The following is a 16,086-nucleotide window of genomic DNA, read 5'->3' as shown; positions in this document are numbered from 1 at the left end:
TTGTTTGTTTTTATTTTTATAGTAACAATTAGCACAAACAGCTTTTAAGGAGTATTCATGAAGCTTGTAAGTTATCTTGTTTCTGGCAGAGCAAGTTTTGGTCTTCTTACTGACAACGGCATTGTTGACTTAGGTCAAAAGTTAGGCGATAAATATGTTGACCTAAAATCGTTGCTTGCAGATGATGAAGGGTTATCTATTGCCAAAACTTACCTTAATGCCTCAAGTGACATTAATGAACAAGACGTTACTTATTTACCTATTATTCCAAATCCAAACAAAATTTTATGTGTTGGAATGAACTATGCTGAAAAACGTGCAGAATTTAACGAAACAAGTTCAGCACCAACACTATTTGTACGTTTTCCTGATTCTCAAACTGGGCATAAAACAAATATTATCAAACCAGCTATTACAAATGAGTTAGATTACGAAGGTGAATTGGCGATTATTATTGGCAAATCATGTTTCCGAATTAAACCAGAAGACGCATTATCGCATGTAGCCGGCTATAGTTGTTACATGGATGGCTCCATCCGTGATTGGCAATATACTTGGTTTACTGCAGGTAAAAACTGGCCAAGTACAGGTGCATTTGGACCTTGTTTAACTACATCAGATGAAATTCCAGATCCAACAGTATTAACATTAGCGACATATTTAAATGATCAAGAAATGCAGCATGATTCAGTAAAAAACTTGGTTCATACAGTACCAGAATTAATTGCTTATATCAGCACTTTTACCCGATTATCACCGGGTGATGTAATACTTACAGGTTCACCTGGTGGAGTTGGTAAAAAGCGTAATCCACCGGTATTTATGAAAGATGGCGATAAAATCGAAGTTGAAATTAAAGGGATTGGTCGTTTAACCAATTATGTGGTAGCAGAAAAATAGGTGGCATCATGTATAATTTGGTCGATTTTTCAGTAGTAGATATATCTAAATCATTAGAAGAACGTGATCAGATAAAGCAATTATTAGCCTTATCGGATCTGGACTTAGATCCTCAAGTCGACACATTTATCATTGCCCGAATGGATAATAAAATTGTGGCTTGTGCAGGTCTAGATGATAATATTATTAAATGCGTTGCAATTGACCCAAATTATCGCGGGAATCAACTTAACTTAACATTGCTAGATAACGCCATTAAATATGCTAATGAACAAGGTCATTTTCATCTATTTTTATATACAAAACCTGAAAATATCGATTTTTTCAAAGGATGTGGATTTTATCCGATTGTTGAAATAAATGACCTAATAGTGTTAATGGAAAATACACCCGTTGGCATTAAACAATATTGCAAACAGCTTAGCGAACAGCGTAAAGATGGAGCCAAGATTGGCAGCGTTGTCATGAATGCCAACCCTTTTACTAAAGGTCATCAACATCTACTAGAATATGCAGCAAACCAATGTGATTGGTTACACGTTTTTGTGGTTAATGAAAATGTTTCGCTTTTTCCGTTTGATGTTAGATTACAGTTGGTGAAAGAAGGTTCCAAACACTTAAAAAATGTTACAGTACATGCAAGTTCTTCATATATTATTTCAAGAGCAACATTTCCTACATATTTTTTGAAAGACAATGATAAGATCGATAGCGCATACATGGGAATCGATTTATTAATTTTCCGTAATTATATTGCCCCAACCCTTAATATTACTTATCGATTTGTTGGCACTGAACCATACAGTAAAGTCACTAATGCATACAACACATCAATGGGTTATTGGTTACAGGATGAAAAAGTTAGCGATTATCCAGTTATCACGTTGGTTGAAATACAACGTATTGTTGAAGGGCAAGATATCATATCTGCTTCTTTGGTAAGAAAGCTACTTGCTGCAGAGCAATATGAACAGGTAAAACGATTGGTTCCAGAAACCACTTGGAATTATCTAGCGGAAAATTTAGATTCAGTCAAAAAATTAATTCGTTCAAAAGGTAACTAAATGAAAATCAAAAAAGAAGCCATGGCAGGGACTCTCGAATCGAGCGATTTGTTAGTGAAAGTCATGCCAAATTCAGGAATCGAAGTTGTTATTAATAGTGATGTTAATAAACAATTTGGCGATCAAATACGAGCAGTTGTAGATCAAACTTTAAATGATCTTAACGTCACAGATGGTTTAATTATTATCGATGATAAAGGTGCATTAGATTGTGCTATTAAAGCAAGAGTACAGTGTGCAGTGTTACGAGGTGCTGAAGAAGAAAGCTTAGATTGGAGTAAATTACTATGAAAAAATTACGTCGAAGTATGTTATTTCTTCCGGGTGCAAATGCTGCAATGTTATCGACATCATTTGTATACAAACCTGATTCAATTATGTTTGATCTTGAAGATGCCGTTTCAATTAAGGAAAAAGATTCTGCGCGTTTATTAGTCGCACAAACTTTACTTCTTCCTATTTATAAAGAAAATGGTATTGAAACAGTTGTTCGAATCAACGCACTTGATACTCCATTTGGTTTAAAAGATCTTGAAGCTGTTGTTAGAGCTGGTGTCGATGTTGTACGTTTACCAATGACCAATAGCGCAGAAGATATCCACGAACTTGAAGCACACGTTGAACGAATCGAAAAAGAGTGTGGGCGTGAAGTTGGTAGCACTAAATTAATGGCAGCTATTGAATCTGCTCAAGGCGTTGTTAATGCAATTTCTATTGCTAAATCATCTCCACGTTTAATTGGTATTGCATTAGCGGCATTTGACTACCTTGTTGACATGCAGACTGAACGCGGTGACGGTACTGAACTATTTTATGCTCGTTGTGCTGTTTTACATGCAGCACGTGTAGCGGGAATTGATGCCTTTGATGTAGTATATTCAAATGTTAATGATGACGAAGGCTTCTTAAAAGAAGTCAGCCTAATCAAAAAACTCGGATATAACGGTAAATCACTTATCAACCCAAGACAAATTGAACTATTACATAACGCGTATGCCCCAACAGCAGCTGAAGTTGAAAATGCTCAAAAAGTCGTTGAAGCAGCTGAAGAAGGTGAAAGAAAAGGTCTTGGTGTGATTTCGCTAAACGGCAAAATGATCGATGCACCAATTATTGCTCGCGCTAGAAAGGTGATTGAATTAGCCAAATATTCCGGTGTACGTAAAGAAATTTGATAGGATTAAAAAATGACTACTTCTATAGATAAAAAAATTGATGATTTGCTTAAACAGCATCCTAATCTCAAGAATATTAAGCCTTTTGTTGATGCTAACGCAACAACACCATATTTAAAAGATGAGTCTAAATACACGCGCAAATTGTGTGATTCTATTGAACAAGCAATTAAAAAATGCGAATTACGTGACGGCATGACCATCTCTTTTCACCACGCTTTTCGTGAAGGTGATAAAGTTATTAACAAAGTAGTTGAAACGATTAGCAAATTAGGTATTAAAAATTTAACTTTAGCATCAAGTTCGCTACTAAGTTGTAACTCAGCATTAATTCCTCATATTGAATCAGGTGTTATAACTAAAATTTATACTTCTGGATTACGGGGAAAATTAGCGGATGCTATTTCACATGGTTTAATGGAAAACCCAGTCCATATTCATTCTCATGGCGGACGAGTAAAGCTAATCCAAAGTGGCGAAATTAATATTGATATCGCATTTTTAGCTGTATCAACTGCTGATGAACAAGGTAATGCAAACGGTGTATCAGGTAAATCACAATGTGGTGCACTAGGCTATGCCATGGTTGATGCTCAATTTGCTAAAAAAGTGGTATTACTGACAGAAGATATTGTTGGTTACCCTAATCACCCAGCAAGTATTCGCCAAGATCAAGTTGACTACATTGTGAAAGTTGATGAAGTAGGCGACCCAACAAAAATTAGTGTAGGTGCTGCGCGTATTACGAGTAACCCACGTGAACTAATGATTGCTCGTTACGCTGCAGATGTGATCGAGCATTCAGGTTATTTTAAAGATGGCTTCTCGATTCAAACAGGTTCTGGTGCGTCTTCAACAGCAGCAACCCGTTTTCTAGAAAATCGCATGCGTGCAAAAAATATCACAGCATCATTTGCGCTAGGTGGGATCACAGCAAGTATTGTTGATCTTCATGAAAAAGGCTTAGTTAAACGTTTATTAGATACTCAAAGTTTTGATGGTACAGCTGGGCAATCTTTAGGTAGAAATAAAGATCACATTGAAGTATCAACTAATGTTTATGCAAACCCAGCATCGAAAGGTGCAAGTGTTGATGAACTCGATGTTGTAATTTTAAGTGCTTTAGAAATTGACCTTGATTACAATGTTAATGTATTAACTGGTTCTGACGGCGTAATGCGTGGTGCATCTGGTGGTCATTGTGATACAGCGGCTGGTGCAAATTTAACAATTGTTGTTGCGCCACTTATCCGTAGCCGTATCCCAACTGTAATTAAAAAAGTGACAACATTAGTTACTCCAGGTGAAAGTGTTGATGTGTTAGTGACCGACCATGGTATTGCAGTTAATCCTAACCGTCCAGAAATTGCTGAACGCTTAAAAGCAGCAAATTTACCAGTGATGAGCATTGAAGAGCTGTATCAAAGAGCGGTTTCTTTAACAGGTGAACCCAAACCAATTGAATTTAAAGATAAAATTGTTGGAATTGTTCATTACCGCGACGGTTCAATCATTGACGTAGTGCGTGAAGTTAAAGACTAATCACAACCAAGTAATAGCCTAACATTGAACTAAACAATGTTAGGCTAGTGCGCTTTTATAACGAATAAAATGCTAATAAAATTTGATGATGGAACGCCAATAAGCCTAGAGCAAATGTTACTTGCCAAGGAAAAAAGGGTCGTTAACCAACAATCTGTACTGACGCTTTATCAGCACCCTATAATCTCACTAAGTTTAGTTATTCCTGGTGCTATAAAAAATAGTAGTGGTGCAAAATACCTTTTTAATGAAGCTATCAAAGCACTTCACAAATGCTTTTTAAAAAATAATATTACTATCATTGATGAAAAACATTATTGCGATATAACCGGTTATGAAGCCATATTTTCAATAAATTATTGTGCCGAAAAGCTAAAGCAATATTGCATTAATATTGAAAATAGCCACCCATTAGGACGATTATGGGATATTGATGTTATTGATCCAGTAACCAAAAAAAGCCTTTCTCGAGTGTTATTTGCAAATCAACCAAGACAATGCCTAGTTTGTGATGACATAGCAAAAGTTTGTGGGCGAGCAAAACGACACTCAATTAATGAAGTTTTTATTGCAATAGAAAAAAAGATACAAAACTTTCAGCAGTCATAAAAATATTCACTAGTTTTAAAACGTGCAACAACAATAAATCTACAGTAATTTTATGTCCAATAACAACCTAATTACTATCAAAAACAGGTTAAAGCTTTACTAAAAAAGTAATCGAAAGCTAATAAATTACGGATTGAAGTTATCACCTCAATCCTTATATATTATCCTCTGCAATATTTAAATTATGGCAAGAGCCTGCTCCAAATCAGCTAATAAATCATCAATATCTTCTAGACCAACTGAAATTCGTAATAACTGATCTGAAATACCTGCTGTTTCACGTGCTTTTGCACTAATTCCAGAATGTGTCATTGTCGCAGGGTGGCAAACAAGGCTTTCAACGCCACCTAAAGATTGCGCTAATGTGAAAATATTAAGTGCTTTTAAAAATTTTGGCATAATCTCAGGGTTGCCTGCTAATTCAAAGCTTAAAAGTGATCCAAACCCTTTTTGCTGTTTTTGGGCAATATCGTGTCCAATATTTGACGATAAAGATGGGTGATAAACTTTTTTTATCTTAGAGTGGTTAACTAAAAACTCTACAACTTTCTGAGCATTATCTTGTTGTAATCTTACTCTAGCGGAAAGAGTACGTAATCCACGTAACAAAAGATAACTATCGAATGATGAAGTCAGTGTACCAATATTATTAGCCCACCATAAAACATCGGAAGCAAGCTGCTGCTCTTTAAATACCAAAATGCCTGCCAACAGATCTGAATGACCATTTAAAAATTTAGTACAAGAATGAGTAACAATATCAGCACCAAGTTCCAATGGTTTTTGTAATATAGGCGTCATAAACGTATTATCGACTAAAACCAAAGCACCAATATTATGTGCTTGTTGCGCAATTTTTTGAATATCAACAACACGGAGCAATGGATTACTAGGCGTTTCAATCAATACTAATTTAGGATGTAAGCTGAGTGCTTCTTGCAAGGCCGCTGAGTCAGACTGATCAACAAATTTTACCTTAAAGTAACCTTTTTGGCTTAAACTATTAAAAAGGCGATAGCTACCACCATAACAATCATGGGGAGCAACAACTAAATCATTTGGCGTTAATAAAGCGACACTAACAAGGTGAATAGCCGACATCCCACAATTGGTTAAAATAGCATCTGCGCCGCCTTCTAATTGTGCGACAGTTTCTTCTACTAATCGCCGACTTGGATTTGATTTCCGCCCATAATCGAACTCCCTTGGTTTTGCAAATTCTTGATATCGATAACAAGTAGAAGGTGTAATGACTGGAACAACACTACCATACTGATCATCGGTATTTAACCCCCCACGAACAGCAATAGTACTCTGGTTTAGCTTAGCACATTGGCGTGAAATTTTAGATTGACTGACCATAATATCATTCCTAGAAAAGATTGCGTTTATTAAAACATCAGTTGTATAAGAATAGCACAATAAATAGGGACGTCAACATGTCTAGACGTCTAAGTATCTTGGCGTATAGATTGCAGCAAAATGAAAAAAACGCTAGAATTACCCACATGATTTGTAATGTAATTCGGTGAAAAAAATATGATGGAATGGAATGGTGAGTATATCAGCCCTTATGCAGAGCACGGCAAAAAAAGTGAGCAAGTAAAAAAAATCACAGTATCAATCCCTTTAAAAGTATTGAAAATATTGACAGATGAACGTACAAGACGACAAATTAATAACTTGCGCCATGCAACCAACAGTGAACTATTATGTGAAGCCTTTCTTCATGCTTACACAGGTCAACCATTACCATGTGATAAAGATTTACAAAAAGATCGCGAAGATGGAATACCAAGCCAAGCACAAAAAATGATGCGGGATTTAGGTATCAACCCAGATTTAATTGATGAATAAGATATTGCATTACAATTAGGCTAAAATTAGCTAATTTAATTTACAGAAAGCAAAAAGACGCATAAAGCGCCTTTTTTAACGAATGCCAACTGTACATTTGGGGAAATTATTTTTTACCGCCAACCATAGCAAAACGTTGTTTGAATTTATCGACACGTCCACCAGTTGCAACATCACGTTGTTTACCAGTATAGAACGGATGACATTCACCACATACGTCAAGGTGAATATCATGACCAATGGTAGAATGTGTTTTAATCACATTACCGCAAGAACAAGTTGCAGTAATTGCTTTATATTCTGGATGAATACCTTCTTTCATAATAAGCCTCTAAAGTTTGTTTGTATCGCTATATAAACGGCTATAGTAGCAAAATTTATACACCATACAAGTGTTAAAATAACATGATAAGATCGCAAATTATACGACCAATAGCCATGATAATCAAGTAGTAAAAACTAATTAAACAGACAACTGACCGATTGTCACTTGTAACTCAATCCTTTCACCATTTCGCAAAACTATAATGGGGACAACAGTGCCTGGTTTCAACTCTGCAATCTGATCCATTGTTTCAACAATCGATTTTACAGGTTTATTATTCACCATAACTAAAATATCATCAGTTTGAATACCTGCTTGTAATGAAGGGCCTTCAACATTTGTTACTAAAATACCTAACACAACTGGCATATCACTTGGATTTTGTGTTGGTGCAAACTCTAAACCATCAATACCAATATAGCCGCGAATAATCTTGCCATCTTGAATTAATTTATTCATGATTTTCATTGCTAAAGCGGTTGGAATTGCAAAGCCTATTCCTTCAGGGACTTCATTGCCTAAATTTTTAGCAAAAGTAAGGGTATTAATACCGACTAATTCACCTTTAGTATTAACAAGAGCACCGCCAGAATTACCATGATTAATTGAAGCATCAGTTTGAATAAAATTCTGTCGTCGATAAGGACTTAATCCGTCACGGCCTGTTGCACTAATGATACCTTGAGTAATTGTTTGCCCAATATTATAAGGATTACCGATAGCTAAAACGACATCTCCAATTTTGGGTTCGCGCGAGGTATTGATATGAATAGTTGGGATATTCGTTGCTTCTATTTTAAGCACAGCAATATCCACAAGCTTATCAGCCCCTGCTGAGAGTGCTTCAAAAATTCGTCCGTCTTGCAAGGCAACAATAATTTGTTCTGCTCCCTCGATAACATGATAATTGGTAATGATATAACCTTGATTATTAATAATCACGCCCGATCCAAGAGGCGTAATGGCACTATTTTGTGATTGATGAGAAACGGCATTAACCGAACGGCTATAAATATTAACCACAGCAGGTGCAGCTGTTCTAACTGCATCATAGTAACTTATTGGCGCATTATCAAAAAGTGATCTTGAAAAGCTCGATTGAGTTCCATTACGTAAAGTCGGAAAAATAATCAAAAGAACGAGTGCTAAAACGGCTCCAATCAATATTGGCCATAAGATTTTTTTAAGCATGATTATTTAGATTATAAAAAAGAACGTAGGCAGATTCTAACACATCTATCTAAATGTTAAAATTGACGATTTCCGCCGATGTGAAAACACCGGCGAAAAGAAGAAAATAGCGATAATGACTAATAAAACTTAGCGAAGAATTAAATATAATCGGCTATTTCCACGGATAATATTTAATGCAATGGCTGACGGCTTACTATCAATAATCTTACGAAGATCAGCAATATTATTCACACGCTCTTTGTTTACACCAGTAATCAAATCGCCTTCTTGCAAACTTAACCGAGAAGCGGCTGAACCTTTAGCAATACTTTCAATTAATACTCCTTTTTGACCTTTAACTTCTCCATTGCTTAAGATTGCCCCCTCAAGTGAACGATGAAGTGATCTTGCCTCGGTATTCGATTCATCACTGTGTTTCAATTTAACATCAACCGTAATTTTTTTACCGTCTCGAATTAAACCTAATTTAACGATACGATCAGCCCCAGTTGTTGCAATTTTGGCACGCAATTCAGCAAAGCTATCTACAGGTTTACCGTCCATAGAAATAATCACATCACCAGATTTAATACCTGCTTCTTTCGCAGCGGAATCATCAATAACCTCACTAACAAAAGCGCCTTTTTGCACATCAATATCAAAAGCTTTGGCAATATCAGAGGTTAACTCATTACCTTTAATACCTAACACACCACGCTTCACTTCGCCAAATTCAATAAGTTGGAATGCTAAGTTTTTAACCATATTGCTTGGTATTGCAAAACCTATACCTACATTGCCACCACTTGGTGCAATAATCGCCGTATTAATACCAACTAATTCACCCTTTAAATTAACGAGTGCACCACCAGAATTACCACGATTAATTGACGCATCGGTCTGAATAAAATTTTCAAAACCACTCATACTAAGTCCACTACGAGCCAGAGCTGAAATAATACCAGAAGTTACTGTTTGACCAATACCAAATGGATTACCAATAGCGACAACATAATCACCAACTCGTAATTTATCGGAATCTGCAATTTTAATGGATACTAGCTTTTTAGCATTTTCGACTTTAAGTAACGCAATATCACTTTGTGGATCTTTACCAATCAATTTTGCGGTATATTCATGTCCATCGTTTAAATTAATTGTAATCTTATCTGCATTTTCAATAACATGATTATTGGTTACCACATACCCTTTTTCTGCATCGATAATGACACCAGAACCTTGACCAGTAAATGCTCTTGATTGATTTTCAGGATAGCCAAAAAAACGTCTAAATTCTTCTGGCATCGTATTTTGCATTTTTGCCACACCTTCCACTTTAATACTCACCACGGAAGGTAATACGGTTTCTAACATAGGTGCTAAACTTGGTACTTCAGTATTATCAGCGGATTGAGTAGCTGAAAAGCTTGCATGAGCATTTGAAAAAACGGACAAGCTCATACTGATACTTAATGCAATTACACCTAACAATTTTTTTTGTTTTTTTAATGAATTGTTCATTTTACAACTCTCACTATTCAAAAAATATAATATTTACGAAAGATCCAATTAATATAAAAAACGAAATCGATATTACTTTTCATTTGTTTTAAACAAATTTGGAGGGGTTTCAGAATAATCTTTGGGCTGTTTTTCAAAAACCAAATTATTTTGGGTATCCGCGTTAGGTTCTGAATCAATCCGAATATTGGGTATATTATCATTACCAATAATTTGTTGAGAATTTTCTGCCATGTGTTGATAAAGGCGTCGAAAATCTTTTGCCATATTATCTAAAATTTCTGCACTGTGTGAAAAATGTTTAGCAATGATCTGCTTTTGGGTTTTCAACTCTTCTTGCGCTTGCTCAAGTTCGCGTTTTACACTTGCATACTTACGTGCTTTAGGGCTTATCACATTCATAATAATAAAACTGATAATAAACCCTACGGCAAAACCAATAATAAGGTAGATCACTATATCTTTGTCCATATTTACTCCTTGTATTTATTCATAATAAAATTGCATAAAAAATCGTACTCAAATCTCTGCGCTTATTTTGCATGGTTAGCAAGTTTAATCAATTGTTTTTTTAATTTATCGGGTGCTTGTTGTGCTAAAGTGTATAAATATTTAGCACTATTAATCGTCATATAATTTTTATTATTATTTATTTTTTTTGATTTTTCGGTGCGTGGTAATGGCATTATCAATATATCTGGGTTAATTCGATATTGAATAGAAGATAAAGAAGGCAAAAGTTTTTTACGAATGCCTGACAACAAATTGCTTTGTTCATATTTTAATCGCGTTAGCCAACTAGCTGAACTCACTTCAATAATTAATACTCCTTGACGATAATTTGACACCCGACACTGTTGATTTAATGGTGAAGGTAACAACTCGTTAACGACATAAGACAATTGATTTAATGCAGAAACTCTTTCCTTAATTTGTGACAAACATGTGTCTTGTGTCAATATTGACATTAATACCTGTGGTTCGTTATCACGCATATGTAATCCTATAATCCGTTATCGATCAAGAGTAATAAATTTCATCAAAAATCGTACAACTAATAACTTAATAATTTACCCTAATTGTTAAAAAATGTCTTACCAAAAAATTATATTTACGCATTATTAAATAAAAATTTCATTAATCTTATAATAAATTCACGCCTAGAATAACGCTTAGATTAATAAAAAATAAATTTTAAAATTATTAACTACATTAACAAAACAAAAAATGATAACTTTATTAAAAATAAGGGAAAAATCAACTTAATTACCGCTTTTTTCAAGCTATCCAACTAATTTAATTAAAGAATAAATGAATAAATAAAGATTGCATAATGTCCAAAAATCACGTAGTTTATGACGAACAAAAAATTACCTATGTTAATTATTCAATACTAGTAATAAAAAGTTAAAAATAAGATTATTAAAATCAGCATGGATATAATACAACAACGAGCAAGGCAATTATTCTTTTTAACTAGCTTCGCATTACTTAACAATTATCTACTCTTTCTAAAAGAAAAAGCTAAAACCACATTGGTATGGTTTCATTTATGTATTGGAAAAAAAACATTATTGAGCCGATGCTATCACGCCGTTTGGAAAACGGATAAATTTAGCAATCTCCATCAGCAACAATTACAACAGCGTTATCGACAAAAAAATATTGTTGTAGCTAAACAGCCCTTGTTATTTTATCGATTATTGCGTTACTTACCTCTAATTATGATTGATCTTTTAAAGAAAAATATCGAGGTAAATACATTACAATCCTTGCTCAATCAATCGACTAAAAATGATATCTCTGCTCAAACTACTTTTTTTGATTCAATACAATATAGTGCTCAGTACCAACATAAAAAAATCCCTATTATGAACAATCATATTGCTTTTCACACGTAAAGGCTATTATCACAATGTATTTTAAACTTAACGTTTCAAAGATTATTTAATAACTATAAAAATAACTAAGGAAATAAAATGGATGCAAACAATACAAAGATTAACAATACTAACTCAGAATTTAACGACAACGATCTTCAAGCCAATAACGAGCCACCAGTTGTAACCCCTGAGCTGATTAATGAAGCCAAGGAAAACATGGTGTTGAACAATGGTAAATGTGGTGCATGCCAAAAAAAGGGCTTTCCTCTTTTTTTAGTTAGAAAAAGTGTGGTACCTAAAAACTTTAAAGGGATTGAATGGGACAAAGGTATGTTATCCCTAACAGACCGAGAGCCAGAAGAAGCGCTAACCCATTTTAAATATGCTTATCGAACCTTAAGAGAAGGTTATGTCTATCTATTATTACAAAAAAATAAATCGGTAAAAGAATGGCAAGGTACTAACCTAGACCTGTTAAAAGTGAGTGTATTTGAAGTGACCAATTCAGGTGCTTTTCGCTTAAGAGAGTTTAGAAACGTCAAAGGTTCACGCCCCAAAGCGCTACCAACATCGTGTATTGAAGAAGGGCATCAATTTAAAGCGAAATTTATCACAATAGACAATAAAATTTATGACAAAGCGTGGGTAGCCTACAGTTCTTACCGTTGGGATAAAAAAACGGTTGAATATTATCGTCAAAACGAAGACAAACGCAAACAGCGTTTTACTGAAATTGATTTAACCCAAACCAAACCAGAAGAGATGGCGGCATCTCAAAAACGCAGTTTTTCATTTAACGACTTTATGCATACAGGCACACAAGAACGTTACTTGCTTGAACTTGAATGCAGCGATAAAGAAGTACTTGACTATTTTGATAAAGAACAACAAACGGCATATCAAAAATCATTAAAAGCAAAAACAACGGCACTAAATACCTCAGCCAATAAAGAGATAGGCAAAGGGGTGTTTTATGCCCAAAAAGTGAATTTAGACGATTTAATTAACAACACCACTGAAGAAGTACTGCGTCATTTTAGCACCTTATTTTGCACGGCTAGCCATTTTAACTCATTAAGAAAAGCGGTCGGTGGCGTGCATAAAGAATTTGAACAAACCATAAACAGCTATCGAAGTGAAGCACGAGAGCATTCAAATTACAAAACCGATGAAATTGGGGTCATACTGGTGGAAGACAGCTTTGGACTAGCCGAAGAGCTTTCAGTCCAACGCAGACAGCTATTAGCGCCGATAGTCAATGGATTAGCGGGTCGCAGTCAAGAACAGGTGATTGCTTTACAAAAAAGATTAAGCGCAAATTTGGGTAAAACCACCGAGAAAATTATTCTTGAAGGTAAAGACGAAATAGGCAACGATATCGACCCTGATATCATCAAATCGTTTTATGCTGAAAATATTTTAGATCTCAGTTATAACCAGCAGTATAAAGAGATTAATAGCACCCCTAACTATTTACGATTTAGCACCCCGCCTCAGGGTTGGTTAGAGCATAAATCTGAGGGCAACGTACGTACAAAAGTAGCTGCAAATTTAGCCGGTCCACGAACCAAAGCAATTCAAAATTATTTTAGCAAGCAACAATCACAAGCAAACAATGATAGACCTTTTCTTTACTTTAAACCCGAAACAAGCTATGCCCGTAATCAATATAACAGCATAGAAAGTTATAAAGATATCTTAAAAATAAATCATCAACCCACCGAGGCATCGGAATGTATTTTATTTGCGTTTTATAAAGATTCAGTAAATAAAGATGAATTAACGCTCAGAAAAAGAAGGGCGGCAATAGATGAGCTAAAAAATCACTATAACCCAAACATGAGACCCAACACCGGTACACCAGACCAGATTTACCTTGATGAAATTACCGTGTTAGATGTTATTGGTGAGCGTGAATTTGCCGCAGAAAATGGCTTACCGTTAAATGGCGTAGCTTATGAAGCAGCCATGAGCTTAACAGCCAAGTATTTTTATTTTAGGTACCTAAGTAATAAAGGGGTTGGATATTCAACCAACAATCCGCCATTAGGCGATTATCAACGAGTTAAGATTAGCGCTGAGCAAAAACAGAAAATCTTAGCGCTTTATAAACAAAATAGCGATAGCCCTATCCATGGTGATGACTATGATGTTGTTGTTGTCAGGTACCCCAATGCTAAAAATATCCTTGCCGAATGGCGAAGGGATGAAGCTTGGAGTAAAAAAGAATCCAAACGGTTAAACGAAGCTTCTTATAGTCAATACCACGCATTAAATAAAACACTGTACCAAAATTTAGTTACCTATGTGGAAAAGGTCTCTAACGATTACTTCAATTATGTGTTATGGCTATTTGGTGAAAAAAACACCCTGCCATTTTGGTTAGACGAATGTGCCCCAGATACCTCAGACCGGCATCTAAATGCTTTATCAAGTTTACATATTATTTTAGATAATGATTTTATTGGCAGTCTTTATTTAGACAAACAAGCGGAGTTATGGACACTATTAATAAATAATGAAACGAGTATTTATCATCATTTCATTGAGGGCAAAGAAGGAAGCTATACCCTATTTAATGTTGCCTCTGGTAATGTGAGCGAAGCTGACAAACAACTAACGGCCGAAGTAAAAGCGATATTAGCAAAAAATGACACAAATAGTGAAGCACAAACAGCCGAGGTTGCCAACCCGCTATCGGGCATAAAAACGGTGTTAGATTTAGCCGACCCGATAATGAACTTAAAAATTAAAGAAAATGTCACCGTAGGGGCTTACTTAACTGAAGAGCTGGTTAAGCTCTCAATGACCAACATAGTCAAAACGTTATCCCACAATTCAACTTACAAGCTAAATACTGCCATTGCTGACAAGCACCTAATCCAAGCAATGAATATGTTTACCACCGCAACGCATAAACAATACACCGTAAAGGTACCGGTAAGTAATTTGCAGGCATTTTTAGACACCTTAGGCAATAGCGCCAAAGTGGTCTTCCCAACGGAGCGAGGCGGCAAACTTGTTACCTCAGCAGGGAAAAAAATTCAAGGTCGTTATTTTGCAACCCAAGAAAAATTTGTTTTAAAAAGTCTAGACATTAAAAAAGCACAAGGACAACACGTAGAGCTTAATTTACTCATGACCTTTGGTTGTGATGCACAGCGGCTCAACTTTGAAAGCACCATGACCACCAGTCAGGGCACAGCCAAAGTAGAAAAGTTTAAAGAAGCCCATGTAATTAGTTATGATGAATTGCAATCAGCTAAATTGAAAGCAGAAAGCCAGTGGCGAAGTACTGTATTAGACACCTCAGCGACGGGTATTGTTAATGTATTGACGTTAGCTTATCAGCATATTCAAATTAAGAATTTACAGGAAAAACTGAGCACACTAACCGATTCAGTCTTAATTGATAAAGTATCAAAAGCCTTATTTAGGACTTATTTAGATATAGCCCTAACGGCATCTGAAGCGGCAATCTCCGGCATCAAACTGGCGGCTCTTTTTGGTGAACGTAACGAAAGCTTATTAAAAGTACTCAATAAGCTAGGTAAAGCAGGGAACTTTGTTGGCGCAGCAGGTAAAGTATTGGCATTGGTGGATAGCTTAAATGATATCTGTCGTGCCAATAAAGCATTAGCCCGGGGTGATGTTGGCGCCGTTAGTTTTATGGTCAGTTCTTGTATTGGTTTTGCAATAGCCGGATTGGGGTTATCGTTTGCGTTGTCTGGACCATGGGGGCTGGTTTTAGTTTTAGCGCCATTTATTCTTAATTTTCTATTTGGCACTTACGACGACGGCAGCCAATGGGACGAAATGGACAAATGGATAAACCGCTCCATATTTGGCAACCTAGCTCGCAATGACTTATACCCACCTTACCCCATTAGTGATACGGGCAACTACCTATCCGAGCAAGATTTTTATTTGGCATCCCGAAAAGGACTTTGCCAAACCGCCCACCATGAAGTGAATGCAAGCGATTTGGGGAAAGAAGGTCAACAAAATCTAAAAAATAGTGCGCCCACTAAAGTCAC

15 protein-coding genes are annotated in these 16,086 nt (G+C 35.7%); 9 read left to right on the top strand and 6 right to left on the bottom strand.

From position 1 onward, the window contains the following. Positions 1–57: 57 nt before the first annotated feature. From A9G36_RS09525 to citX, 6 genes are all read left to right on the top strand, one after another. Complete coding sequence (locus A9G36_RS09525; protein WP_034946717.1) at positions 58–900, top strand: fumarylacetoacetate hydrolase family protein; 843 nt, start codon at positions 58–60, stop codon at positions 898–900. An 8-nt stretch (positions 901–908) separates the two neighbouring features. Continuing rightward, positions 909–1,964: a [citrate (pro-3S)-lyase] ligase gene (citC, locus tag A9G36_RS09520; protein ID WP_065585662.1), complete on the top strand. Its 1,056-nt coding sequence runs from the start codon at positions 909–911 to the stop codon at positions 1,962–1,964. After that, positions 1,965–2,255 (top strand): citrate lyase acyl carrier protein, encoded by a 291-nt coding sequence (gene citD / locus A9G36_RS09515; RefSeq protein WP_034946714.1) that lies wholly within the window; start codon positions 1,965–1,967, stop codon positions 2,253–2,255. It begins immediately after the preceding gene. Continuing rightward, positions 2,252–3,139: a citrate (pro-3S)-lyase subunit beta gene (citE, locus tag A9G36_RS09510; RefSeq protein ID WP_065569536.1), complete on the top strand. Its 888-nt coding sequence runs from the start codon at positions 2,252–2,254 to the stop codon at positions 3,137–3,139. Before citD ends, citE begins: the two co-directional genes overlap by 4 nt. A gap of 12 nt (positions 3,140–3,151) precedes the next feature. After that, positions 3,152–4,681, top strand: a complete 1,530-nt coding sequence (citF, locus tag A9G36_RS09505; RefSeq protein WP_065569535.1) for a citrate lyase subunit alpha — start codon at positions 3,152–3,154, stop codon at positions 4,679–4,681. 69 nt (positions 4,682–4,750) lie between these two features. Next, positions 4,751–5,290: a citrate lyase holo-[acyl-carrier protein] synthase gene (citX, locus tag A9G36_RS09500; protein ID WP_034946708.1), complete on the top strand. Its 540-nt coding sequence runs from the start codon at positions 4,751–4,753 to the stop codon at positions 5,288–5,290. A gap of 177 nt (positions 5,291–5,467) precedes the next feature. On the opposite strand, the gene metB is transcribed toward citX, so the two are convergent. After that, positions 5,468–6,652, bottom strand: a complete 1,185-nt coding sequence (metB, locus tag A9G36_RS09495; RefSeq protein ID WP_051825302.1) for a cystathionine gamma-synthase — start codon at positions 6,650–6,652, stop codon at positions 5,468–5,470. Positions 6,653–6,829: 177 nt separating this feature from the next. Between metB and metJ the strand changes: the two genes are divergently transcribed. Next, positions 6,830–7,147, top strand: coding sequence for a met regulon transcriptional regulator MetJ (gene metJ / locus A9G36_RS09490; RefSeq protein ID WP_034946705.1), 318 nt, complete (start codon positions 6,830–6,832; stop codon positions 7,145–7,147). Positions 7,148–7,253: 106 nt separating this feature from the next. Here the strand turns inward: metJ and rpmE are convergent, their stop codons facing one another. The 5 genes from rpmE to A9G36_RS09465 form a co-directional block, all read right to left on the bottom strand. Next, positions 7,254–7,469 carry a 50S ribosomal protein L31 gene (gene rpmE / locus A9G36_RS09485; protein WP_034946702.1) on the bottom strand — a complete coding sequence of 72 codons (216 nt, stop codon included), beginning with the start codon at positions 7,467–7,469 and terminating at the stop codon, positions 7,254–7,256. A gap of 141 nt (positions 7,470–7,610) precedes the next feature. Next, positions 7,611–8,663: an outer membrane-stress sensor serine endopeptidase DegS gene (gene degS, locus A9G36_RS09480; RefSeq protein ID WP_034946699.1), complete on the bottom strand. Its 1,053-nt coding sequence runs from the start codon at positions 8,661–8,663 to the stop codon at positions 7,611–7,613. A 129-nt stretch (positions 8,664–8,792) separates the two neighbouring features. Then, positions 8,793–10,166: a Do family serine endopeptidase gene (locus A9G36_RS09475; protein ID WP_034946696.1), complete on the bottom strand. Its 1,374-nt coding sequence runs from the start codon at positions 10,164–10,166 to the stop codon at positions 8,793–8,795. A 72-nt stretch (positions 10,167–10,238) separates the two neighbouring features. Then, the gene (locus A9G36_RS09470) at positions 10,239–10,637 is read right to left on the bottom strand and encodes a YhcB family protein (protein ID WP_051825300.1); all 399 of its coding nucleotides are present in this window, start codon (positions 10,635–10,637) and stop codon (positions 10,239–10,241) included. Positions 10,638–10,699: 62 nt separating this feature from the next. Further along, positions 10,700–11,161 carry a DUF721 domain-containing protein gene (locus A9G36_RS09465; protein WP_065569534.1) on the bottom strand — a complete coding sequence of 154 codons (462 nt, stop codon included), beginning with the start codon at positions 11,159–11,161 and terminating at the stop codon, positions 10,700–10,702. Between the two features lie 438 nt (positions 11,162–11,599). On the opposite strand from A9G36_RS09465, the gene A9G36_RS09460 reads away from it, so the two are divergent. Beyond that, on the top strand, positions 11,600–12,067 hold the full coding sequence (locus tag A9G36_RS09460; protein ID WP_065569533.1) for a hypothetical protein: 468 nt from the start codon (positions 11,600–11,602) through the stop codon (positions 12,065–12,067). 78 nt (positions 12,068–12,145) lie between these two features. Beyond that, positions 12,146–16,086, top strand: a 3,941-nt coding sequence (locus A9G36_RS09455) for a toxin VasX (protein ID WP_141670645.1), incomplete at its 3' end; no start/stop codon positions are given.

This window comes from Gilliamella sp. Choc6-1 (assembly GCF_001690385.1).
Classification (GTDB): Bacteria; Pseudomonadota; Gammaproteobacteria; order Enterobacterales; family Orbaceae; genus Gilliamella; species Gilliamella apicola_A.
This window is presented reverse-complemented; position numbering and strand designations above follow the sequence as displayed.